We start from the raw sequence: 21,597 nt of genomic DNA, 5'->3' as shown, positions 1-21,597 counted from the left end.
CACCCACGGCGGAGGGGACACCGGTCGTTTTCCTGCGCAAACCTCCGCACGGGGTGTCCGGGATCGGACAGGCGGTGGGCTTGCGCAGGAAGGTCAGCCGTGCGTCACCGGCCACTCGGCCGCCGGCACGGCCCGGGGCCGGTCCCCGACCAGCTCAACCAGCCGGTTCACCCGCCGCCGACCGGTGATCCGGTACGCCGGCCCGCCCTCGTCCGCCTCGACGAACGCGGCCGGCAGCCCCACCGCGGCCAGCGCGGCGCGCACCGTCCGCCAGCACTCCTCGTCGGCCGGGCCGAGCCGGAGCCGGAACCCGGCCGGGTCAGCCGCCCCGGCGGCGGCGAGCCAGAGCCGCAGCCGCCGCCCGTTGAGGTGGAACGCCCGTGGGGGCCGCTTCACCGTCCCCCGCAGCCAGGCCAGAGCGAGCGGGGCGAGCGTGGTGGCGTACGCGGTGCGCACCAGGTGCCGCCCGTCCCCGGTCGGCTCCCAGCTCGCCGGGATCCCCCGGGCGCCCAGCTCGGCCACCAGCACGTGCACCCGCCAGGCGGCGTCGACCACCACGGAGACCCGGGCCGTCCCGCCCATCCGGACCACCTCACCGGGCCCGGCGAGCAGGCCGGCGAGGTCCGCCAGCGACGGATCGGCCGCCTCGGTGGAGAACAGCGAGGGCTGGCGGGCCGGGTTCGGAGAGGGTGGGGTCAGCGACACTCCGGGACCTCGTCGAAGGCCTGTTTGAGCTCGGGCGAGTTGAGCTTGCTGGTGTCCAGCGCGCTCGCGTCGTACTCCTTGTTGAGCGTGTCCACGGCGGTGCGCACCCCGTCGTAGAACGGGCCGGCCTGGGCGGTGTCCAGCCCGTCGATGGTGTCCCGGGCCCGCCCGTACGCGTCCCGCACCTTGCTCAGCGAGGCGCGGAACCCGGCGGAGATCTCGTCGCCGTGGTCGGTCTCCGGCACGCCCGCCTCCTCGACCTTGCGCCGGGCGGTCTCGCTGGCCTCCTCCGCCCCGGCGAACAGCCGGACCAGGTTCTCCTTGGCCTGCGCCGGGGTGGTCTGCGCGGTCATCTGCTGCTGAGTGCTGCTGGTCAGCTTGTTGATCTCGGCGCGCCACGGGCTGAGCGCCTGGCAGACCGACGCGGCCCAGGCCTGCGGGCTGGGGCCGCCGCAGCCGGCGACGACGAGAACCAGCGTGGCCAGGACCACCGTGAGCTTTCCGGCGGTTGCCGCCCGGCGCGTACGCATGCGAAGCAGCGTACGACCTTGCGGTGGAAGTGCCACCGGTCAGGTTTCGTGCACGGGACCGCCGGACGGCACGGTTCCCGGCCGGCCGAGGCCGACCGGGAACCGTCGCGTCGTCCGGGTCAGGCGTTGACCGTCTCCACCTGCGGGTCCGGCGTGCCGGCACCGCTGTCGGAGTCGTCCATCGCGATGCCCTTGCGCTTGCTGAACACCACCGCGGCCACGATGACCAGCGCGGCCACCACGGCGATCGTGATCCGCAGCGGGGTGTTCCGGTCGGTGCCCACGCTCCAGGCCACCACGGCCGGGGCGATCAGCAGCGAGACCAGGTTCATCACCTTGATCAGCGGGTTGATCGCCGGGCCGGCGGTGTCCTTGAACGGGTCGCCGACGGTGTCACCGATGACGGTCGCGGCGTGCGACTCGGAGCCCTTGCCCCCGTACGCGCCGTCCTCCACCAGCTTCTTGCCGTTGTCCCAGGCGCCACCGGAGTTGGCCAGGAAGACCGCCATCAGGGTGCCCGCGCCGATCGCGCCGGCCAGGTACGAGGCCAGGGCGCCCGGGCCGAGGCCGAAGCCGACCGCGATCGGGGCCAGGATGGCCAGCAGGCCGGGGGTCATCAGCTCGCGCTGCGCGTCCCGGGTGCAGATGTCGACGACCTTGCCGTACTCGGGGCGCTGGGTGCGGTCCATGATGCCGGGCAGCTCGCGGAACTGCCGGCGGACCTCCATCACCACGGCGCCGGCCGAGCGGGAGACCGCGTTGATGGCCAGGCCGGAGAAGAGGAAGACCACCGCCGCGCCGATGATGAGGCCGACCAGGTTGCGCGGGTTGGCCACGTTCAGCGAGTTGAGGATCTCGGTGCCGACGTCGCTCACGCCCGCGTCCTCGTACGAGGAGCGCAGCGTGTCGGTGTACGAGCCGAACAGCGCGGTCGCGGCCAGCACCGCGGTGGCGATCGCGATGCCCTTGGTGATCGCCTTGGTGGTGTTGCCGACGGCGTCCAGCTCGGTCAGCGTCCGCGCGCCGTGCTCGTCGATGTCACCGGACATCTCGGCCACGCCCTGGGCGTTGTCGGAGATCGGGCCGAAGGTGTCCATCGCGACGATGACGCCGACGGTGGTGAGCAGGCCGGTGCCGGCCAGCGCCACCGCGAACAGCGACAGCGTGATGGAGCTGCCGCCGAGCAGGAACGCGCCGAAGACGCCGGCGCCGATCAGCAGCGCCGAGTAGACCGCCGACTCCAGGCCGACGCTGATGCCGGCGAGGATGACGGTGGCGGCGCCGGTCTGGGAGCTCTTGCCGATGTCCTGCACCGGGCGCCGGTTGGTCTCGGTGAAGTAGCCGGTGAGCGCCTGGATGGCGGCGGCGAGCACGATGCCGATGACCACCGCGCCGATGGCCACGAGCCGCGGGTTGCGGTCGACGTCGGTGAGACCGCCCTCCAGCTCGCCGAAGGTGGCGGGCAGGTAGGCGAACGCGGCGATCGCCACCAGCACCGCGGCGATCAGCGCGGAGAGGTAGAAGGCCCGGTTGATCGCGGTCAGACCGTTGCGGTCCGAGGTGCGCAGCCGGGTGATGAAGACGCCGACGATCGCGACGAGCACGCCGATCGTGGAGATGATCAGCGGGAAGACCAGGCCGGTCTCGCCGAACGCGGCGCGGCCCAGGATCAGCGCGGCGACCAGGGTGACCGCGTACGACTCGAAGAGGTCGGCGGCCATGCCGGCGCAGTCGCCGACGTTGTCGCCCACGTTGTCGGCGATGGTGGCGGCGTTGCGCGGGTCGTCCTCCGGGATGCCCTGCTCGACCTTGCCGACCAGGTCGGCGCCGACGTCGGCGGCCTTGGTGAAGATGCCGCCGCCGACCCGCATGAACATGGCGAGCAGCGCGGCGCCGAAGCCGAAGCCCTCCAGCACGGTCGGGGCGTCACCCCGGAAGATCAGCACGACCAGCGCCGCACCGAACAGGCCGAGGCCGACGGTGAGGAAGCCGACCACGCCACCCGTGCGGAAGGCGATCTTCATGGCGCCCTCGCGCCCGCCTTCCCGCTCGCGGGCGGCCGCGGCGACCCGCAGGTTGGCGCGGGTGGCCAGCCACATGCCGGCGCCCCCGATGAACGCGCTGAACCCGGCGCCCACCACGAAGAAGGCCGACCGGCCGATCTTCACGAGGGTCTCGTTGCCGTCGGTGTCGTGCACCGGCAGCAGGAACAGCAGCACGACGGCGATCACCACGAAGATCGCCAGGGTGCGGAACTGCCGCAGCAGGTACGCGGACGCGCCCTCCTGCACCGCCCCGGAGATCTCCTGCATGTTCGTGGTTCCCGTACCGGCTGCCAGCACCGCCTTGGTCAAGGCGGCCGCGAAGACGAGCGCCACCAGCGCGATGACCGCGGCGATGACGACGTACGTCACGTTGGCTCCGGTAAGGGACAGTGCGCCGCCGTCGGCGGCCAAGGTCCCGGACATCTATGTCCTCCTGTACCGAACACTCGCGCCGGCCAGTGGAGACGCACGGACCGACGCCTGGATTGCGGACTCGCAAGCGCGCGCCAACCCACCCCGGCGGACCAGCGATGAACACCCATTCCCGCTGGCTGCGAGTCGGGTCACTTGCTGACAACCCGGGTACTGTAGCCCTCCGGCGTGGTGAGGGTCACACCGAGGGGCCACCGTGTCTTGATGATCTTCGTAACTGTGCTATGTGAAGAAATCTGATATAAGCACCGGGCAGCACGACGAGGCCGCGTCCCCCGAGGGGAACGCGGCCTGCGGACAGGACAGGGTCAGGGGCGGCCGACCGGCCAGACCATCCGGACCTCGGTGCCGACGCCCTCGTCGACCGGGCGGACCTGGAGGTCCTCGACGAAGCCGGCCAGCAGGGCGAACCCCACGCCGGTGGTCAGCGCGTCCTCGCTGAGCGACTCCTTGGCCAGCTCGTCCGGGGGCAGCGCGGCGAGGCCGATGCTCGCCTCGATCGGGGCGCGGTCCACCACCCGCACCGTGTAGGCCCCGCTGTCGGACATCTCCACGTAGACCGGGTCGGGCAGCCCGTACTGCCGGTGCAGCGCGACCGCCCGGGTGCACGCCTCGCCGATGGCCAGGCGCACCTCGTCGAGCAGGTCCTCGCGTACCCCGGCCCGGCGGGCCACCGCCACGCCGACCAGGCGGGCGGTGCGGACGTGCACCGGAGCCGGGGAGAACGAGAGCTTGACGGTCGCCATCACGCGCCGGCGCCGGTCGCGTCGGCGTTGATCGCCGCGTCGACCGTGGGATGCAACGGGAAGACCTGGTCCAGGGCCGTGATGCGGAAGATCTTGAGCAGCGGCTCCTTGTCGCAGACCAGCGCGAAGGAACCGCCGGCCGAGCGGAGCCGCTTGAGCGCGCCGACCAGTACGCCGAGGCCGGTCGAGTCGAGGAAGTCCACCCGCCCCAGGTCCACCACGACCCGGCGGGCGCCGCCGTCGATCAACTCCAGGAGCCGTTCCCGCAGGCGCGGCGCGGTGTAGACGTCCACCTCACCGCCGACCTCGAGCACCGTGTGCTCCCCCACGGTGCGGGTCGCCAGCGACAGCTCCATCGGTCCCTCCTCGGTAAGCTCTTCTGGGCATCTAACCATCCCCCCGCGCGGCCCCCTGCGGGTCACCGGCGCAGGCTTCCCCATACCCCCGCCCCCGGGTTTCCAATTCCGAACACCAGTGCGAGAGTGCAGGACGTGTCTACCGACAGCTTCAGCTCGGCGCGTCTACCGCCGCGCGACGACCTGAAGCAGTCGACCGACAGCTTCGGCTCGGCGCGTCTGTCGCCGCGCGACGACCTGAAGCAGTCGTCAGCGGCCACCGGGTCGGCGGGAAGTGGCCCCGGGCGGTCGCCGGGTGAGCTGCTCCGCCGGCTGCGCCTGCGGCACGCCACCGACCCGGTCACCCACGTCGAGCGGGTGCCCGCCCGGGCCGGCGAGCCGGCGCCCTGGCCGGACTGGGCCCCCGACGAGCTCCGGGCGGCGTTCGCGCGGCGCGGCGTGGTCGCCCCGTGGCGGCACCAGGCCGAGGCCGCCGAGCTGGCGTACGCGGGGAAGCACGTCGTGGTGGCCACCGGGACGGCGTCCGGCAAGTCGCTGGCGTACCAGCTGCCGGCGCTGGGCACCCTGCTGGCCGACCCGCGCGCCACGGTGCTCTACCTGGCCCCGACCAAGGCGCTCGCCGCCGACCAGCTCCGCGCCGTCGCCGGCCTGGAACTGGAGGGGGTACGCCCCGCCACCTACGACGGGGACACCCCGCGCACCGAGCGGGAGTGGATCCGCCGGCACTCCCGGTTCGTGCTGACCAACCCCGACATGCTGCACCACGGCATCCTGCCCGGGCACGCGCACTGGTCGGGCTTCCTGCGCCGGCTCGCATACGTGGTGGTCGACGAGTGCCACACCTACCGGGGCGTGTTCGGCTCGCACGTAGCGCACGTGCTCCGGCGGCTGCGGCGGCAATGCGCGCGCTACGGGCGTACCCCCGTCTTCGTGCTGGCCTCGGCCACGTCGGGCGACCCGGCGACGGCGGCCGGCCGGCTCACCGGCCTGCCCGTCGCGGCCGTCACCGAGGACACCTCGCCGCGCGGCGGGGTGACCTTCGCGCTCTGGGAACCGCCGCTGCTGCCCTCCTCCGACGCCGCCTCCCCCGACGCCGACCTGCTCCAGGTCCGCCGCTCGGCGCTGCGGGAGACCGCCGACCTGCTGACCGACAGCGTGATCGAGGGGGTACGCACGCTCGCCTTCGTCCGGTCCCGGCGCGGCGCCGAGGTGGTCGCCGCGAACGCCCGGCGGGCGCTCGACGAGGCGGTGTCCGGGCTCGGCGACCGGGTGGCCGCCTACCGCGCCGGCTACCTGCGCGAGGAGCGCCGCGAGCTGGAACGCGCGCTGCTCACCGGCGACCTGCTCGGGCTCGCCTCCACCAACGCCCTGGAACTCGGCGTCGACCTCGTCGGGCTGGACGCCGTGCTGATCTGCGGCTGGCCGGGCACCCGCGCCTCGCTCTGGCAGCAGGCCGGCCGGGCCGGCCGCTCCGGCGACGAGGCCCTCGCGGTGCTGGTGGCCCGGGACGACCCGCTCGACACCTACCTGGTGCACCACCCCGAGGCGCTGTTCGGGCGGCCCGTCGAGGCGACCGTGCTCGACCCGGCCAACCCGTACGTGCTCGCGCCCCAGCTCGCCTGCGCCGCGCACGAGGCCCCGCTCACCCCCGCCGACCTGGAACTCTTCGGCGAGGGCGCGAAGGAGGCGGTCGACTCGCTGGTCGAGGCGGGGGCGCTGCGGCAGCGGCCCACCGGCTGGTACTGGCGGCACCGCGAACGCCCCGAGGTCGACCTGCGCGGCGAGGGCGGGGCGCCGGTCTGCGTGGTGGAGGAGTCCACCGGCCGCCTGCTCGGCACCGTCGACGGCGGGTCCTCGCACTTCCTGCTCCACTCCGGCGCGGTCTACCTGCACCAGGGCGTCTCGTACGTGGTCGACTCGCTCGACCTGGCCGACGGTTGCGCGCTGGTGCACGCCGAGGAGCCGGACTGGTCCACCCACGCCCGGGACGTCACCTCACTGTCGGTGGTATCCGTCCGCTCGTACGTGGACGCCGGGCCGGTCGGGCTCTTCCTCGGCGAGGTGGACGTGACCAGCCAGGTGGTGTCGTACCAGCGGCGGCGGATCGCCTCCGGCGAGGTGATCGACACCCGGCCGCTCGACCTGCCGGCGCGCGAGCTGCGCACGGTCGCGGTCTGGTTCACGCTCTCGCCGGAGTCGCTGGCTCTTGCCGGCGTCGAGGCGGCGGACATCCCGGGCGCCCTGCACGCCGCCGAGCACGCCGCGATCGGCCTGCTGCCGCTCATGGCGACCTGCGACCGGTGGGACATCGGCGGGCTCTCCACCGCCCTGCACCCGGACACCGAGGCGCCCACCGTCTTCGTCTACGACGGCCACCCGGGCGGGGCGGGTTTCGCCGAGCGGGCGTACGGGACGGCGGCCGCCTGGCTGCGCGCCACCCGGGACGCGATCGCCGAGTGCGGCTGCGAGTCGGGGTGCCCGTCCTGCGTGCAGTCCCCGAAGTGCGGCAACGGGAACAACCCGCTCTCCAAGCCCGGCGCGGTCAAGGTCCTCGACGTGGTCCTCGCCAACCTGGCGGCGGCCGAGGGCCGGCGAGGGGCGGTGCTGCCCCGGCAGGAGGGGCGGGCCACGGACTGATCTCCTGGTTCGTGGGACGGACGCATGAGTGGCGCCACATCGGGGCATTAATGCATGGGAGCGCTTCCATATCCCCGAGATTCTTCCCGCCGGAGGTGCGGCCATGGCCGACACGATCGCCGAGACCGTCGACCTGCTCTACACGATCGACCAGGAGAACCTCACCCCCGACCAGCAGATCGCGCTGGGCGTCGCGCTGGCCAACCTGGCCCAGGCGGAACGCCTGGAACAGATCAACGAGCGCCTGCGCGGCATCCACCAGGTGCTCAACGCCTGGGCCATGAAGGCGACGGTCGACGGCGGCCGCTGACCGTCGGGCGGCGCGTGGACGGCGGTCGATCGGAGCACGGTCCGGAACGTGCCCGTCGCGGGCGGACGGTGACGGCCGGGTTGTGCGAGACTCCGGCGTTCACCTCTTCAAGGAGACCAGATGCAGCTCGACAGCTTGCAGGCCCAGCAGCGGTTCATCGTCCGGCAGCGGATCCGGATGATGGTCAACCAGTACGAGGTCCACTCGGTGGCACCGGACGGCTCGGAAGGTGGGCTGCTCGCGTTCGCGCAGCAGAAGCGGCTCGCCTTCAAGGAGCAGGTGACCATCTACACCGACGACTCCAAGCAGTACCCCCTGCTCGGCTTCAAGGCCCGGCAGCGCCTCGACCTCGGCGCCACGTACGACGTGACCGACCACGCGGGCACCCCCATCGGCCTGTTCCGCAAGGACTTCGCCCAGTCGCTGCTGCGCTCCACCTGGCACGTCGAGCAGGCCGGCCTGCCGCAGATGACCGGCCAGGAGCGGAGCCTCCCGGTGGCCCTGCTGCGCCGCTTCGTCGACTCGCTCTCCTGGCTGCCCTACCACTTCGACTTCGTGGCCAACGGCCAGCCGGTGTTCTCGGTCGACAAGAAGTGGGGCCTGCGCGACCGGTACGTGGTCGACATCCACCACCCGCAGATCGACCGGCGACTCGTGATCGCCATGGCGGTCGGCCTGGACGCCCTCCAGTCCCGCTGACGCGCCGCCTCGGCCGCCGTACCTGAACGGCCCGGCCGGTCGGGGCGGCGAGCTGCCGCTCCGACACCGGCCGTGGCCGCCGGGGCCTTGAGCTTCCGCTCCGACAACCGGCCGTGGCCGTCGGAGCGGTGAGCTTCCGCTCCGGCACCCGCCGTGGCCGTCGCGGCGGTGAGCTTCCGCTCCGGGACCGCCGCGGGCGGTCAGCCTCGGGGCGGGCCGGCCCGGGAGGTGGCGGTCGCCGCGCGGGCGAGCCAGGGCAGCGGGGCGACCCTCACCTCCGCGGTGACCACGACGTCGAGGCCGTCGAGCCGGCAGGCCGTGAGCCGGCCGCCGTTGGCCGCGGCCAGGTCGGCGGCCCGTCCACAGGCCGCCTCGGCACCTTCCATTGCCCGGCCGGCACCCGCGAGCGCCCCGAAGTCGGCGGCGTTCCGGGCCTGGTGGCGTGCGCACCGGGCCGCGCCGAGCCCCGCGCCGAAGAGCCCGACCAGCACGAGCACCAACCCCACGGCGAGCAGGCACACGGTCGCCCCACCCCGGTCGCCGCCCGGGTCCGGCGGCCCGTTGACCACCCCCGCCGCCCGGCCCGCCGACCAGTTCCCCTGACCGGCCGGGCGGATCCCGCCGCGCACCGTCACGGTCGCGGTCCGGGGGCGCCGGGTTCGACGGCGGCGACCGCGGTGCCCGTCACGGTGAGCCCGGGCAGCCGCGCACCCAGGCTCCGGACCGGCGCCCGGACGGTCACGGTGACCCGGTCGCCGGCCACCGTCACCGAGATGTCCGCTCCGGCCGGCGCGTACCGGGAGCCGGCCGTCGACCCCGGCTCGCCCCGGGCGGCGGCAAGCGCCGCCTCGCGGGCCGCGTCGAGGCAGCCGGCCCGCGTGGTGACCGCGTCGACCGCGGTGAGACCGGTGAAGAGGAGGAGCATCAGCGCCGGCAGGCCGGCCGCCAACTCGGCCGTGAACGAACCCCGCTCCCGCGCACCCCACGATCGGCCGCTGCCGGCCCAGGTCGACGGCGAATCCGGGTCGGAGCCGGGTCGGCGGCCGGCCCACCGGCGACCGGTCACTTCAAGGCCCGGTCGATGACGGCGGTGAGCGCGGACTGCACGTTGCCGGAGGTGAGCACCTTCAGCAGGATCCCGGCGAAGGCGACCGCCGCGAGGGTGCCGACGGCGTACTCGGCCGTGTTCATTCCGGCGTCGCCGCGCAGGCGGGTGAGGAGTTTGCGCATGGCGTACTTCCTTTCTCAGGGGTTCACAGCACGTCGCCGAGGACGGCGACGATCACCGGCACCAGACCGGCGAGAATGAAGGCGGGCAGGAAACACAGCCCGAGCGGCAGCACGATGAGCACGCCGGCCCGGCGGGCGGCCGCCTCGGCCGTGGTCGAGCGGTCGGACCGCAGGTCGTCGGCGAGTCGGGTGAGTGCGCCGGCCAGCGCCGCGCCGCTCCTCGATGACCGGACCGCGCCGGTCACCAGGCGCTCCGCCCCGGGCACGGGTCGCAGGTGGTCCCACGCCTCCGCCGCCGTGCCGCCGAGTTCCAGCGTCCGCCCGACCCGGCCGAGCCGGTCGGCGAGCGGCCCACCGAGCGCCTCGGCCACCGCCAGCACCGAGCGGTCCACCGGCGCGCCGGCCCGGAGCGCGGCGGCCAGCAGGTCGGCGGCGAGGGGGAGGTCGGCGGTCTCCCGGAGCCGGCGGTCCCGGACCGCCCGTGGCTCGATCCGGCGCAGCAGGCGGTCGGCGGCCACCACGGCCAGCGCCCCGACGAGCACACCGGGCCAGCCGCCCACCACGACCAGTGCCGCCACGCCCGCCAGGCCGGCGCCGAGCCGGATGCGGTCCGGCCACCAGGCCGGTCGGCTCCGCTCCGCCCGCCGGGTGAGCGCGAGGAGGCGCAGCCGTCGAGCCGGACGGACGGCCGACCCGGACGCGACCAGGAGCAACGCCGCCGCGCCCAGGCAGGCCGCCGCCACCGCCTGCCGCGACATCAGTCGGCCCGCCCGGGTGCCGTGCCGAGGCGTTCCGCCCAGAGCAGCCCGCCGATCTGCAGCGCCACGGCCGCGAGGGCGCTCCCGCCGCCGACGGGGGTGTGCAGGAGCACGGCCACCGGGTCGACGCCGATGGCGTACCCGAGCCCGATCCCGCCGAGCGGTAGCGCGGCGAGCAGCCAGGCGGTCGCCCGTGCGCCGGCCGCCTGCGCGGCTGCCGCGGCCAGGCCCCGGTCCGCCACCCGGGCGTCGGCCTCGACCCGTTCCAACAGCTCCGCCAGGGGCGCCCCGGTGCGGTCGGCCAGTCGTACGGCGGCTCGTGCCAACCGGACGACGCGCCCCGGGCCGTCGCCGATCGCGTCGCCGGCCGGCAGCCCGGCCCGCAGGTCGGCGGCGAGTGCGCCGATCTGGTCCAGGTCGCGGCGGTGGGCCAGCTCGACCGCCCGGCGGGCCTGCCGGCGCAGCACCGCCCGGGCGGCGAGCGCGCCGTAGGCGGCCAGGACCAGCGCGGCCACCGGGCCGCCGAGCAGCGCACCGGCCCCGGCGCCGACCACGGCCCCCGCCGGCAGGGCGGTTCGCCCGGACAACCGGCCACGAGCGGAGGTAGGGACGAGAGCGGCGCCCATCCGGGGCCGGCGCGCGCGATCGGTCGGGGCGGGTCCGGTGGTCGGGCGCGTCGGGTCGCGCCGCCCGGGGGGCCGGCCCGGAAGGGGACGCTCGGCGGGACGTCCGAGCGGGGCCGGGCGGGTGTCCCTGGTGGGGAAGCCGGTGTCGGGCCGGTGGGGAACGCCGGAGTGGGGTGTCCGCACCGCCGGTCCGGGCCCCGCGCCTGGGCGGGCGCACACCGACCCAGGGTCGCCCGGAGCGCGGCGGCCCGCCAGGTCGAGGACGGCGTGCTGCCGGACCCGGCTGGCGCGTAACGGCCAGGCGATCGTCGCCGCGGCACCGGCCAGGAGCACGGCCACCAGCCACACCTGCCCGGTCACGACGGACCCGCCGAGCCGGGCCACGCCGCGCAGAGGATCGGCGGCACTGTCACGCCCCGCTCACGGAGCAGGGCACCGAGCGGTCGGGCGGCCAGGCCGAGCCCGCGCCCGCGTATCCAGGCGGGGACCACGGTGACCACCCGCTCGGGTCCCTCGGGGAGGAGCAGGCCGACCGACTCCAGCACCCGACCCTCCGTGGTCCGCCGGACCTGAAGGAGGACCTGGAGCGCGGCGGTGACCTGGGCGTGCAGTGCGGCCCGGGGCAGGCCACCGAGCATCCCGAGCGCCTCCAGCCGGGCCGGCACGTCCGCCGGGGCGTTGGCGTGCAACGTCCCGGCTCCGCCGTCGTGGCCGGTGTTCAACGCGGCGAGCAGGTCGACCACCTCGGCACCCCGGCACTCGCCCACCACCAGCCGGTCCGGCCGCATCCGCAGCGCCTGCCGGACCAGGTCACTGAGCCCGACCGCCCCGACTCCCTCCACGTTCGACGTCCGCGCCTGGAGGCCGATCACGTGCGGGTGCACGGGCCGCAGCTCGGCCGCGTCCTCCACCAGCACGATCCGCTCGGTCCCCGGCACCAGCCCGAGCAGCGTGTTGAGCAGGGTTGTCTTGCCGGAGCCGGTGCCGCCGGTCACCAGGTAGGCCAGGCGGGCGGCCACCACGGCGGCGAGCAGCGGGGCGACCGGCCGGGGCACGGTGCCCTGCCGGACGAGCTCGTCGAGCGTGAACGGCCGTTGCCGGAAGGTGCGGAGCGACAGGTAGGGCCCGTCGGTCGCCACCGGTGGCAGCACGGCGTGCAGGCGGGTGCCGTCGGGCAGCCGGGCGTCGGCGTACGGGGAGGCGTCGTCCAGCCGGCGCCCGGCTGCCGCGGTGAGGCGCTGGGCCAACCGACGCACGTCGTCGACCGTGCCGAGCGGCACGGCCACCTGGTGCAGCCCCCGCCCCCGGTCGACCCAGACCCGGGTGCCGTTCACCAGCACGTCGGTCACCTGCGGGTCGGCCAGCAGCGGTGCGAGTGGCCCGGCGCCGACGAGGTCGTGGTGGACCCGGTCGGCGATCCGGAGCAGGGCGGTGTCGCCGAGCACCGCGGCGTCCGGCTCGGCGCGTACGGCGGAGACGATGGCCGCGGGCGTGACGGGCGTGGCCTCGGCGGCGAACCGGTGCCGGACGCGGACGGCCAGGTCCTCGGAGTCGGCCGGGCCACTCATGCCGCACCCGCCGTGGGCATGCCGGTCAGCTCGTCGAGGAGTCGCTGGCAGAGCACGGCCAGGGGACCCTTCCCGCTGGCGGCCGGCGCCTCGCCCCGCTCCAGCCCCCGGCAGAGCCCCGGCTCGGGTCGGAGCGTGCCGGCGAGCGGCAACCCGAGCGCGCGGGCCACCTCGCTGGCCTTGAGCCGTCCCGGGGCGGGGCCTCGCACGATCACCGCCAGGTCGGCGCAGTGCGGGGCGGCCACGGCGACCACCCGGGCCGCGGCGGCGGTGGCCCGCAGCTCGGCGGGCACGACGATCAGCGCTCGGTCGGCCGCCTGGAGGGCGACCACGGCGGCGTCGTCCAGGTGCCGGGGCAGGTCGAGGACGACCATGTCCCGGCCCCGGCGGGCGGCGTCGACGGTGGCGGCCATCGCCTCGGCCGGCAGGTGCCGCAGTGCGCCGCGGTCCCAGGAGAGCACCACCAGGTCGCCCCGGCTGGGCAGGGCCCGGACCAGCGACGGCGGGTCCACCCGGCCGTCGGTGCCGGTGAGCCCGGGCCAGCGCAGCCCTTCGAGCTGCTCCCAGCCGAGGACGAGGTCGAGGCCGCCGCCGAGCGGGTCGGCGTCCACCAGGAGGGTGCGCAACCGGGCGCGGGCCGCGGTGACGGCGAGGCCCCCGGCCAGCACGCTGGCCCCGGCGCCGCCCCGCCCGCCGAGCACCGCCACGACCCGGGACGGGCCGGCGCCCGGGGGCTCGCCCGCGCATTCGGCGAACCGGTCGACCAGCCACGGCTCGGCGGCGGGCAGGGTGGCGACGTGCTCGGCGCCGATCAGCTCGGCGAGCTGCGTACCCGGATCGAGCTGGCCGGAGCGACCGACCAGGACCGTGCGGGACCGGCGGGGCAGCCGGGCCCGCAGGCAGGCCTGTGCCTGGTCGGCGCCGACCAGCACCAGCGGCGCCGGCGTCCAGCGGGCCCGCGCGGCGGCGGGATCGGCGGCCAGCTCGACCTCGGTGCCGCCCGCCGCGGCGAGCCGCAGCAGCTCGTCGAGGAGGTCGCCGTCGGCGGTGACGAGCAGGGGCAGCCGCCGGTACGGCGGCAGCGGGGTACGGGGCGGCATGGCGGCCTCCAGCGGTCGGACTCGGACGTGCCGCGGAGCAGCCTGTCGCCGGATCCGGCGGGCAGACACCCGGCACCACGTTCCTGTGGACAGCGACGACCGCTGTGGACGGCCCTCGGCCGCGGGGTCGATCTGCTATGGCGAGGTCGCTCACCACCGTCCTCAATGCACCGGTTCGTCCGCGCGATGTAACGACGTCGATCGTTCTCGCGGTAATTGACTGACGGCAATGTTCGGGCGATGGACGCCCGGCCGTCCGACCACAGAGAGGAACGGGGATGCAGAGAACCTGGCGGAGGGCGGCCCTCGCGGCCGGCCTGTCAATCACGGGGGCGCTGGGCGGGCTCGTCGCCGCCGCGCCGGTCCAGGCACAGACTGTGCAGTCCGGCTCGGTCTCCTTCAGCGGTGACCCCGGTGACTACATCACCGGCGGCGGGTCGTACGCGTACTCCACCGGCAACGGCGACCAGCTCACGACCGCCGCGTCGACCGACAGCAGCCACGTGTCGGTCAACGTCAACGGCTACAACGGCGACTGGTGGTATCTCGACTTCGACGCCCCGGGCAGCCAGCCGCTGACGCCGGGCACCTACGACAACGCGACCCGCTACCCGTTCAACGGCGCCGGTCCCGGCCTCAGCCTGGACGGCAACGGGCGCGGCTGCAACGAGCTGACCGGCACCTTCACGGTCCTCAACGCGGTGTTCGGCCCGAACGGCTACGTGCAGACGTTCGACGCCACCTTCGAGCAGCACTGCGAGGGCGGCGAGGCCGCGGCCCGGGGTGAGGTGCACATCGCCAACCCGCCGGCGCCCGCGCCGCTCGACCTGGAGCTCGACGTCGCCACGAACGGCACGGCCAGCACGATCAGCGGCAAGGCGGTCGTGCACGGCACGGTGACCTGCAACCAGCCGACCTCGGTGACGATGACCGGCGTGGTCGACCAGGTGGTCAAGAAGGTGCTGGTCCGGGGCAACTTCTCCGCCCTGGTCACCTGCACCCCGGGTGCCGCCGTGCCGTGGACGGCCTCGGCCACCCCCAACGGCAGCACCCCCTTCGGCAAGGGCGCCGCGGAGGTCAGCACCGAGGCGACCGGCTACGACAGCGAGTACCAGCAGTACGTCTCGGTCCACGACACGTCGATCGTCAACCTGGCCAAGTCCTGAACTGCCGGTGACGCGGGCGGCCGGACCATCCCGGTCCGGCCGCCCGCGGTCAGTTGGTGCGTCCCGGCGCGTCCACGATCCTGCCGGCGACGCGGATCAGCTCGACCTCGACGTCGCCCTTCTTCAGGCTGACCCCCTCGGGTGTCGTGTGGTCCTTGACCACGACGGTCCGGCTGCCGAGGAACTCGTGGGTGGTCGGGTCGAGCAGGATGTCCTCCTGCCGCCAGCCGTCCTGCACCATCCCCATCGCGATCGCCGGGCGGCCGTCGAAGTCGACCGGCTCGCTGGACCGGGTGACGCCCGGGATCAGGGCCAGGGCCCGCAGCAGGGTCGCCTTCACGCCGGGCGGCAGCACGTTGTCCCGCAGCATCGACTCGATCAGGACGTACGAGACGGCGTCGCCGTCCCGGTCGGAGAAGCTCCGGGCGCGCAGCCAGTCGAGCAGCGCCCGCGGATCGGTGGGCAGCCCGGCCAGCGTCGGGTAGTCCTGCGGCGGCATGACCTGCGGCAGGTCGGCGCTCTCCGGGAGGACCTGCAGCCTGCCGTCGACCAGGTCGGCGCTCTGTCGCCCGTCGGCCCGCTGCCACGACCGCGTGGTCTCGCGGGTGGCCTGGCCCTTGTCCTGGGCGATCTTGCCGCGGACCATCCTCAGCTCGACGTAGGTCCACTGGTCCAGACGCGGTGGCGTGAACGGTTCGGTCTCGGCGTGCACGGCGGCCAGTTCGAAGGTCTGCGCGACCGGCCCGCTCGCCACGTACGGCGCCGGGCGGGCCGGCGAAGTCGCCGGACCGAGGCCGCCGACCGCGACCACCCCGGCGACCAGGGCGGCCGCTCCGAGAGCGGCGAGACCGGACCGCCAGGTCCAGGCCGGCAGGCGCCGGCCGTGCCGCTCCGGCCGGCTCGGTACGGTGGCCTGGCGTTCGGTGATCCGGGCCAGCAGCGCCGCCCGGGCCCGGTCCTGAGCGCCCGGAGAGGGCGGCTCGACCTCGCTCCAACTTTCCCGCAGCGCGGTGATGTCGTCGATCACTCGGAATCCTCTCCCGTTGCCGTCGGGTCGGCGCCACCCAGCGCCGCCCGCAGTCTCGTGCGCGCCCGGTGCAGCCGGGATCGGACCGTGCCGGCGGGAATCTCCAGCGCGCGGGCGACCTCTTCGCAGGTCAGGTCCGCCCAGGCGACCAGCAGCACCACCTCCCGGTCGGCCGGTGCGATCCCCTCCAGCGCCGCGGCCAGCCGTCCCCGCACGGCCTGGGCGTCCAGCCGGACGGCCACCTGGTCGGCCGGCCCGTCGTGGCTGTCCCGGTCGGCGCTGTCGGTGTGCTCGGCCCGGGCAAGCGCCCGGTACCGCCGCGCCTCCGCCCGCTGATGCCCGGCGATGAGGTTCGACGCGATGCCGAACAACCAGGGCCGGGCGCTCCGTTGCGTGGTGTCGTACCGCCGCCAGTGGTCGAAGGCCACCAGGAACGTCTCCGCCGCCACGTCGTCGGCCAGGTCCCGGCCCAGTCGCCGGCTGGCATAGCCGTGGATCGCCGGGTAGTAGCGCTCGAAGATGGCGTCGAACACCGCCGGATCCCCGTGCATCCGGCGGATGATCTCCGCGTCGGTCTCCTCGGCGGCGGTGCACACGTCTCGTGTCACCACACCCATGAACTCTCCTTCTGGTCCGCATCCCTCCCGCACGGCCGAGGGCTCATCCCTACTTCGCCGATGGCGGCGGGAGTGTTCGCGGTGGGAGTCAGGTCACGCCCGAGCGGAACCGCATACTGAGTATGCTTCGCGCCGTGCGCACTGATCATCGGGCGGTGGCGCTCACCGCCGTGCTGGGCGGCCTCCTGCTCGGCTCCCTCGACTTCGTGTGGATCAAGTGGGTCCCGTACCCCTTCGCCGAGCTCGGCAACTCCACCGCCACCTGGGCCGTCGCGGCCTTCGCCTTCGGTTACCTGGTCCGATCGGGCCCGGTGCGCGCGGCGCTCGGCGCCACCGCCCTGCTCGTCGTGGCGGTGCCCAGCTACTACCTCACGGCGACACTCCTCCAGGGCGACGACCTGGCCGTGGTGTGGGCGCCGACGTCGCTGCTCTGGATGGCCTTCGGCGTTCTCGCCGGGGTGGTCTTCGGCGTCGGCGGCACCTGGGCGCGCCGGGAGGGCGCGTGGCAGGTCGTCGGGACCGCGCTGCCGGCCGCCGTCTTCTTCGAGGAGGCCACGCGGTTCGCGGGCAGGATCGGCGACCCCGGCCGGCCACCGGGCGCGGGCTGGAACGTCGCGATCGACGTCGCGCTCGGTGTCCTGGCCGTCGTGCTGGTCGGCCGGTCGAACCAGCAGCGGGCGCTCGCGTTGGCGGTCGCCCTGCCCCTCGCCGCCGTCATCTTCCTCGGATTCGCGGTGGCCGCCGGCCTCTGAGCCGGTTCTCCGAGTCCGGTCCGGATCACCCCGGGAAAGGGACGACCCCCGTCGGGGGGAGACGGGGGTCGTCGTGAGGTTCGGCTCCGGGGGGGTCGAGCCGAACCCACTCAGCGGTCACGGGGGGTGCAACCGCCGAGAGCCTCTGTGATCGACGGGAAGTGAACTCTCGTCGCGAGCACAAGCATGCCGCAATGGACCCTTATACGTCGAGTGGTGTCCACTCCACGCAACGCTAATTCGTGGTACGAGTGTGTGACCGCCGTCACTCAGAGGAGTGGCGGACCCCGATCGGTCCGGTCCCGGAGGGCCCAGGGACCCGACGATCGTGCCCCGTCCGGCTAGACTTTCGCGCCGTGGGCCGGAGTGCCGCTTTCTTCGATCTCGACAAGACCGTCATCGCCAAGTCGAGCGCACTGGCGTTCGGTCGGCCGTTCTACCGGGACGGGCTGATCACGCGCCGTGACGTGGTCAAGTCGGCGTACGCGCAGCTGATGTTCCGGCTGGGCGGCACCGACGAGCAGACCATGGCCCGCACCCGGGACTACCTCGCCACGCTCTGCAAGGGCTGGCCGGTGGAGCAGGTCCGCCAGATCGTCGCGGAGACGCTGCACGAGCTGATCAACCCCTACGTGTACGCCGAGGCCGCCGCCCTCATCGAGGAGCACCAGGCCGCCGGGCGGGACGTGGTGCTGGTCTCCGCCTCGGGCGAGGAGATGGTCCGCCCCATCGGCAAGCTGCTCGGGGTGACCGACGTGATCGCCACCCGGATGGCGGTGGCGGACGGCCGCTACAGCGGCGAGGTCGAGTTCTACGCGGCGGGCCCGCGCAAGGTCGACGCCGTCGGCGAGCTGGCCCTGGCACGTGGCTACGACCTCGCCGACTCGTACGCCTACTCCGACTCGTACAGCGACCGGCCGTTGCTGGAGTGCGTGGGGCACCCGACGGTGGTCAACCCCGACCGGGCGTTGCGCAAGCTGGCCGTGGAGAACTCCTGGCCGGTGCTGGAGTTCCGGCACCCCATCCCGCTGGGCCGGCGGCTGCGGGAGCGCCCGGCCGTGCCGGTCGCCGCGGCGGCCCTCGGCGTGGGCGTGGGCGTCGCCATCGGCATCGCCTGGTACGGACGGCACCGCCGCACCCGCGCCGCCACCCCGACCGCCTGACCGTCCCGGGCGAACCACCCGCCGCGCGACCGCGGCAGCCCGGGGGGACGCCGAAAAGGATCAGGACGCGGCGAGGATCTCGTCGCCGATGAGCGTGATCTGCTCCGCGCCGACCTCCACGGCCGCCATGTAGTGACGCAGCCAGGAGCGCAGCCCGTCCGGGGTGCCGGTGGCGAAGGCGCCGGCCGCGCCGACGTACTCGGGCTCCCGCTCCCGGTGGCCGACGTCAACGGCGACCAGCCCGCGCGGGTCGAACCCGGTGGAGATCAGCACGAGCCGGGCGGCGGCCCGCGCCACCACCCCGGACGGCCCGGCGAACGGGCGCAGGTTGAGCAGCTCGCCGTGCACCACGGCGGCCAGCACGAGCGGCGGCACCTTCGTGCCTCCGGCCACCAGCCCGGCCAGCCCGTCGAGGCGGGCCGCCACCACGGGGTCGGCCACCGGGCGGCCCAGCTCCGCCTCGGCCACGACGTCGCGGGCCGCGAGCACGTGCAGCCGGGCGAGGGCCTGGCGGGGCGCCTTCGGCCAGAGGTCGCTGAGGCCGGGCAGCGCCCCGGCCACCCGCAGCGCGCCCTGGAGCAGCGGATCGGTGACCGTGCCCGCGCGTACCTCCTCGCGCTCGTGCACCCGGCCCTCCAGGGCGGCGCTGGCCACGGCCGAGCGGAGGCTGACCTCGGCGGCGACCTGGCCGCCCTGGCGGCGCAGCGCGCGGTGCCGGTGGGCCTCGTCGACCCGCTCGCGGGCACGTTCGACGGCGGGCGCGATGTCGGCGAGCGCGAGCAGCGGGGCGAGCGGGTCGGTGGTCACCCCGCCACGCTAGCGATCCCCGTACGTCGCCGGAGCGCCAGCCGCCAGGAAGCGACGCGAACCACGCCCGCCGCCCACCGGCCCGGCGGTGAGAAGGGAACCCTCCTCTACCGGAGGCGTTGACAGGGGGATCCTCCTTACTGCTCGGCGCGCGCCGAGGGCCACTGGGCGCGTGACGGCTGACCGGACGGTCGCGGCGGGGGTGCGCCCCGACTAACCTCTCCCGGGTAGGAGACGCAGGTCACGCGATGAAGGAGTCACCGCATGAGCGAGGCATTGGCCAACTTGCTGAACGAGACGCGCCAGTTCCCGCCGCCGGCCGAACTCGCCGCGAACGCCAACGTGACCGCGGACGCGTACGCCGAGGCGGCCGGGGACCGGCTCGCCTTCTGGGAGCGCCAGGCCGGGCGGCTGCAGTGGGCCCGGCAGTGGGACCAGGTGCTCGACTGGTCCAACGCGCCGTTCGCGAAGTGGTTCGTGGGCGGCCAGCTCAACGTGGCGTACAACTGCCTGGACCGGCACGTGGAGGCCGGCCGCGGTGACAAGGTGGCGATCCACTGGGAGGGCGAGCCGGGTGACACCCGCACCGTCACCTACGCGGACCTGCACAGGCTCACCTGCCAGGCGGCGAACGCGCTGACCGAGCTGGGCGTCACGGCCGGCGACCGGGTGGCCATCTACCTGCCGATGATCCCCGAGGCCGCCGTGGCGATGCTCGCCTGCGCGCGGATCGGGGCCACGCACAGCGTGGTCTTCGGCGGCTTCTCGGCCGACGCGCTGACCAACCGGATCCAGGACGCCAGCGCCAAGGTGGTCATCACCGCGGACGGCGGTTTCCGCCGGGGCAAGCCGTCCGCGCTCAAGCCGACCGTCGACGAGGCGGTGGCGAACTGCCCGTCGGTGGAGCACGTGCTGGTGGTCCGCCGCACCGGCGAGGAGGTCGCCTGGTCGGCGAAGGACCACTGGTGGCACGAGACGGTGGACACGGCCTCGCCGGAGCACACCGCGCAGCCGTTCGACGCCGAGCACCCGCTGTACATCCTCTACACGAGCGGCACCACCGCCCGGCCGAAGGGCATCCTGCACACCACCGGCGGCTACCTCACCCAGGTTTCGTACACCACGCACGCGGTCTTCGACCTCAAGCCGGAGACCGACGTCTACTGGTGCACCGCCGACATCGGCTGGGTCACCGGGCACTCCTACATCGTCTACGGCCCGCTCTCCAACGGCGCCACCCAGGTCATGTACGAGGGCACCCCGGACACCCCGCACAAGGGCCGGTTCTGGGAGATCGTCGACAAGTACAAGGTGACCCTGCTGTACACGGCGCCCACCCTGATCCGCACCATGATGAAGTGGGGCGAGGACATCCCCGCCGGTTACGACCTGTCCTCGCTGCGCCTGCTGGGCAGCGTCGGCGAGCCGATCAACCCGGAGGCGTGGATCTGGTACCGGCAGCACATCGGCCGGGGCGAGCTGCCCGTCGTGGACACCTGGTGGCAGACCGAGACCGGCGCCATCATGATCTCGCCGCTGCCGGGCGTCACCGAGGCCAAGCCCGGCTCGGCCATGACCGCGCTGCCCGGCATCGTGGCCGACGTGGTGGACGACCAGGGCCAGTCGGTGCCCAACGGCGGTGGCGGCTACCTGGTGCTCCGGGAGCCGTGGCCGTCGATGCTGCGCACCATCTGGGGCGACGACAACCGCTTCATCGAGACCTACTGGTCGCGCTTCGGCGCCGGCGCCAACCAGGGCGACGACTGGGTCTACTTCGCCGGTGACGGTGCGAAGAAGGACGACGACGGGCACATCTGGCTGCTCGGCCGCGTCGACGACGTCATGCTGGTGTCCGGCCACAACATCTCCACCACCGAGGTGGAGTCGGCGCTGGTCAGCCACCCGTCGGTGGCCGAGGCGGCGGTGGTCGGCGCGACCGACCCGACCACCGGCCAGGCGATCGTGGCGTTCGCCATCCCGCGCGGCAGCACCGAGATCTCCGGCGAGGCCGGCGAGAAGCTCATCGCCGACCTGCGCAACCACGTGGCGAAGACGCTCGGCCCGATCGCCAAGCCGCGGCAGATCATGCTCGTGCCCGAGCTGCCGAAGACCCGCTCCGGCAAGATCATGCGGCGGCTGCTGCGCGACGTGGCGGAGAACCGGTCGCTCGGTGACGTCACCACGCTCCAGGACTCCTCGGTGATGGACCTGATCTCCTCCGGCATGGGTGGCGGCAGGTCCGACGAGGACTGACGGCAGGCGTACCCCGAGATGGGTGACGGTCCGGACGGGCCGTCACCCATCGTCGTTTTCCCGCCACGCG

At 74.3% G+C, this 21,597-nt stretch carries 22 protein-coding genes; 7 read left to right on the top strand and 15 right to left on the bottom strand.

Annotated features, from left to right (window positions below; genetic code table 11):
* Positions 1-93 precede the first annotated feature (93 nt).
* The 5 genes from ACQP12_RS02105 to ACQP12_RS02085 form a co-directional block, all read right to left on the bottom strand.
* The gene (locus ACQP12_RS02105; RefSeq protein ID WP_433284593.1) at positions 94-705 is read right to left on the bottom strand and encodes a hypothetical protein; all 612 of its coding nucleotides are present in this window, start codon (positions 703-705) and stop codon (positions 94-96) included.
* The gene (locus ACQP12_RS02100) at positions 696-1,235 is read right to left on the bottom strand and encodes a hypothetical protein (protein ID WP_433284591.1); all 540 of its coding nucleotides are present in this window, start codon (positions 1,233-1,235) and stop codon (positions 696-698) included. The genes ACQP12_RS02105 and ACQP12_RS02100 overlap by 10 nt, the downstream gene beginning before the upstream one ends.
* A 119-nt stretch (positions 1,236-1,354) precedes the next feature.
* Entirely contained in the window at positions 1,355-3,703 is a 2,349-nt protein-coding gene (locus tag ACQP12_RS02095) for a sodium-translocating pyrophosphatase (RefSeq protein WP_357940226.1), read from the bottom strand.
* Positions 3,704-4,020: 317 nt separating this feature from the next.
* A complete protein-coding gene (locus ACQP12_RS02090; protein WP_357940224.1) occupies positions 4,021-4,458 on the bottom strand; it encodes an ATP-binding protein in 438 nt (145 codons plus the stop codon).
* Positions 4,458-4,814, bottom strand: a complete 357-nt coding sequence (locus ACQP12_RS02085) for an STAS domain-containing protein (RefSeq protein ID WP_357940222.1) — start codon at positions 4,812-4,814, stop codon at positions 4,458-4,460. The genes ACQP12_RS02090 and ACQP12_RS02085 overlap by 1 nt, the downstream gene beginning before the upstream one ends.
* 219 nt (positions 4,815-5,033) lie before the next feature.
* On the opposite strand from ACQP12_RS02085, the gene ACQP12_RS02080 reads away from it, so the two are divergent.
* The 3 genes from ACQP12_RS02080 (at position 5,034) to ACQP12_RS02070 (ending at position 8,460) form a co-directional block, all read left to right on the top strand.
* Entirely contained in the window at positions 5,034-7,451 is a 2,418-nt protein-coding gene (locus ACQP12_RS02080; protein WP_433289085.1) for a DEAD/DEAH box helicase, read from the top strand.
* 103 nt (positions 7,452-7,554) lie between these two features.
* Positions 7,555-7,761, top strand: coding sequence for a hypothetical protein (locus ACQP12_RS02075; protein WP_313723462.1), 207 nt, complete (start codon positions 7,555-7,557; stop codon positions 7,759-7,761).
* A 120-nt stretch (positions 7,762-7,881) separates the two neighbouring features.
* Positions 7,882-8,460: a hypothetical protein gene (locus tag ACQP12_RS02070; RefSeq protein WP_212838366.1), complete on the top strand. Its 579-nt coding sequence runs from the start codon at positions 7,882-7,884 to the stop codon at positions 8,458-8,460.
* Between the two features lie 200 nt (positions 8,461-8,660).
* On the opposite strand, the gene ACQP12_RS02065 is transcribed toward ACQP12_RS02070, so the two are convergent.
* The 7 genes from ACQP12_RS02065 to ssd form a co-directional block, all read right to left on the bottom strand.
* The gene (locus tag ACQP12_RS02065) at positions 8,661-9,029 is read right to left on the bottom strand and encodes an Rv3654c family TadE-like protein (protein WP_433289084.1); all 369 of its coding nucleotides are present in this window, start codon (positions 9,027-9,029) and stop codon (positions 8,661-8,663) included.
* A gap of 62 nt (positions 9,030-9,091) precedes the next feature.
* On the bottom strand, positions 9,092-9,409 hold the full coding sequence (locus tag ACQP12_RS02060; protein ID WP_433289082.1) for a TadE family type IV pilus minor pilin: 318 nt from the start codon (positions 9,407-9,409) through the stop codon (positions 9,092-9,094).
* A gap of 113 nt (positions 9,410-9,522) precedes the next feature.
* Complete coding sequence (locus ACQP12_RS02055) at positions 9,523-9,690, bottom strand: DUF4244 domain-containing protein (protein ID WP_013283643.1); 168 nt, start codon at positions 9,688-9,690, stop codon at positions 9,523-9,525.
* Between the two features lie 23 nt (positions 9,691-9,713).
* Positions 9,714-10,448, bottom strand: a complete 735-nt coding sequence (locus ACQP12_RS02050; RefSeq protein WP_433284587.1) for a type II secretion system F family protein — start codon at positions 10,446-10,448, stop codon at positions 9,714-9,716.
* Positions 10,448-11,434, bottom strand: coding sequence for a hypothetical protein (locus ACQP12_RS02045; protein ID WP_433284585.1), 987 nt, complete (start codon positions 11,432-11,434; stop codon positions 10,448-10,450). The genes ACQP12_RS02050 and ACQP12_RS02045 overlap by 1 nt, the downstream gene beginning before the upstream one ends.
* Entirely contained in the window at positions 11,431-12,642 is a 1,212-nt protein-coding gene (locus ACQP12_RS02040; protein ID WP_433284583.1) for a TadA family conjugal transfer-associated ATPase, read from the bottom strand. The genes ACQP12_RS02045 and ACQP12_RS02040 overlap by 4 nt, the downstream gene beginning before the upstream one ends.
* Positions 12,639-13,742, bottom strand: coding sequence for a septum site-determining protein Ssd (gene ssd, locus ACQP12_RS02035; RefSeq protein WP_433284581.1), 1,104 nt, complete (start codon positions 13,740-13,742; stop codon positions 12,639-12,641). Before ssd ends, ACQP12_RS02040 begins: the two co-directional genes overlap by 4 nt.
* A 278-nt stretch (positions 13,743-14,020) precedes the next feature.
* Here ssd and ACQP12_RS02030 point away from each other — a divergent pair, with 278 nt between their 5' ends.
* Positions 14,021-14,908 (top strand): hypothetical protein, encoded by an 888-nt coding sequence (locus tag ACQP12_RS02030; protein ID WP_433284580.1) that lies wholly within the window; start codon positions 14,021-14,023, stop codon positions 14,906-14,908.
* A gap of 49 nt (positions 14,909-14,957) precedes the next feature.
* Here the strand turns inward: ACQP12_RS02030 and ACQP12_RS02025 are convergent, their stop codons facing one another.
* A complete protein-coding gene (locus ACQP12_RS02025) occupies positions 14,958-15,935 on the bottom strand; it encodes a CU044_5270 family protein (RefSeq protein ID WP_433284578.1) in 978 nt (325 codons plus the stop codon).
* Complete coding sequence (locus ACQP12_RS02020) at positions 15,932-16,552, bottom strand: RNA polymerase sigma factor (protein ID WP_433284576.1); 621 nt, start codon at positions 16,550-16,552, stop codon at positions 15,932-15,934. The genes ACQP12_RS02025 and ACQP12_RS02020 overlap by 4 nt, the downstream gene beginning before the upstream one ends.
* A gap of 134 nt (positions 16,553-16,686) precedes the next feature.
* Here ACQP12_RS02020 and ACQP12_RS02015 point away from each other — a divergent pair, with 134 nt between their 5' ends.
* Complete coding sequence (locus ACQP12_RS02015) at positions 16,687-17,304, top strand: DUF6518 family protein (RefSeq protein WP_433284574.1); 618 nt, start codon at positions 16,687-16,689, stop codon at positions 17,302-17,304.
* Between the two features lie 356 nt (positions 17,305-17,660).
* Positions 17,661-18,467: an HAD family hydrolase gene (locus ACQP12_RS02010; protein WP_357940204.1), complete on the top strand. Its 807-nt coding sequence runs from the start codon at positions 17,661-17,663 to the stop codon at positions 18,465-18,467.
* A 60-nt stretch (positions 18,468-18,527) separates the two neighbouring features.
* On the opposite strand, the gene ACQP12_RS02005 is transcribed toward ACQP12_RS02010, so the two are convergent.
* Positions 18,528-19,274: an oxidoreductase gene (locus ACQP12_RS02005; RefSeq protein WP_433284572.1), complete on the bottom strand. Its 747-nt coding sequence runs from the start codon at positions 19,272-19,274 to the stop codon at positions 18,528-18,530.
* 264 nt (positions 19,275-19,538) lie between these two features.
* Here ACQP12_RS02005 and acs point away from each other — a divergent pair, with 264 nt between their 5' ends.
* Complete coding sequence (gene acs, locus ACQP12_RS02000) at positions 19,539-21,527, top strand: acetate--CoA ligase (RefSeq protein ID WP_433284570.1); 1,989 nt, start codon at positions 19,539-19,541, stop codon at positions 21,525-21,527.
* The last annotated feature ends 70 nt before the right edge of the window (positions 21,528-21,597 follow it).

It is taken from the genome of Micromonospora sp. CA-244673, assembly GCF_050948395.1.
In the GTDB taxonomy this organism is placed as follows: Bacteria; Actinomycetota; Actinomycetes; order Mycobacteriales; family Micromonosporaceae; genus Micromonospora.
Note: the sequence above shows the minus strand (reverse complement) of the source record. Positions and strands in the feature narration are given on the sequence as shown.

What these genes read in the sequence shown, in the direction of transcription:
- acs (WP_433284570.1), top strand. Translation starts at nt 19,539, where the DNA reads ATGAGCGAGGCATTGGCCAACTTGCTGAACGAGACGCGCCAGTTCCCG.
- ACQP12_RS02100 (WP_433284591.1), bottom strand. Translation starts at nt 1,235, where the DNA reads ATGCGTACGCGCCGGGCGGCAACCGCCGGAAAGCTCACGGTGGTCCTG.
- ACQP12_RS02095 (WP_357940226.1), bottom strand. Translation starts at nt 3,703, where the DNA reads ATGTCCGGGACCTTGGCCGCCGACGGCGGCGCACTGTCCCTTACCGGA.
- ACQP12_RS02040 (WP_433284583.1), bottom strand. Translation starts at nt 12,642, where the DNA reads ATGAGTGGCCCGGCCGACTCCGAGGACCTGGCCGTCCGCGTCCGGCAC.
- ACQP12_RS02020 (WP_433284576.1), bottom strand. Translation starts at nt 16,552, where the DNA reads ATGGGTGTGGTGACACGAGACGTGTGCACCGCCGCCGAGGAGACCGAC.
- ACQP12_RS02030 (WP_433284580.1), top strand. Translation starts at nt 14,021, where the DNA reads ATGCAGAGAACCTGGCGGAGGGCGGCCCTCGCGGCCGGCCTGTCAATC.
- ACQP12_RS02085 (WP_357940222.1), bottom strand. Translation starts at nt 4,814, where the DNA reads ATGGAGCTGTCGCTGGCGACCCGCACCGTGGGGGAGCACACGGTGCTC.
- ACQP12_RS02055 (WP_013283643.1), bottom strand. Translation starts at nt 9,690, where the DNA reads ATGCGCAAACTCCTCACCCGCCTGCGCGGCGACGCCGGAATGAACACG.
- ACQP12_RS02075 (WP_313723462.1), top strand. Translation starts at nt 7,555, where the DNA reads ATGGCCGACACGATCGCCGAGACCGTCGACCTGCTCTACACGATCGAC.
- ssd (WP_433284581.1), bottom strand. Translation starts at nt 13,742, where the DNA reads ATGCCGCCCCGTACCCCGCTGCCGCCGTACCGGCGGCTGCCCCTGCTC.
- ACQP12_RS02070 (WP_212838366.1), top strand. Translation starts at nt 7,882, where the DNA reads ATGCAGCTCGACAGCTTGCAGGCCCAGCAGCGGTTCATCGTCCGGCAG.
- ACQP12_RS02050 (WP_433284587.1), bottom strand. Translation starts at nt 10,448, where the DNA reads ATGTCGCGGCAGGCGGTGGCGGCGGCCTGCCTGGGCGCGGCGGCGTTG.
- ACQP12_RS02090 (WP_357940224.1), bottom strand. Translation starts at nt 4,458, where the DNA reads ATGGCGACCGTCAAGCTCTCGTTCTCCCCGGCTCCGGTGCACGTCCGC.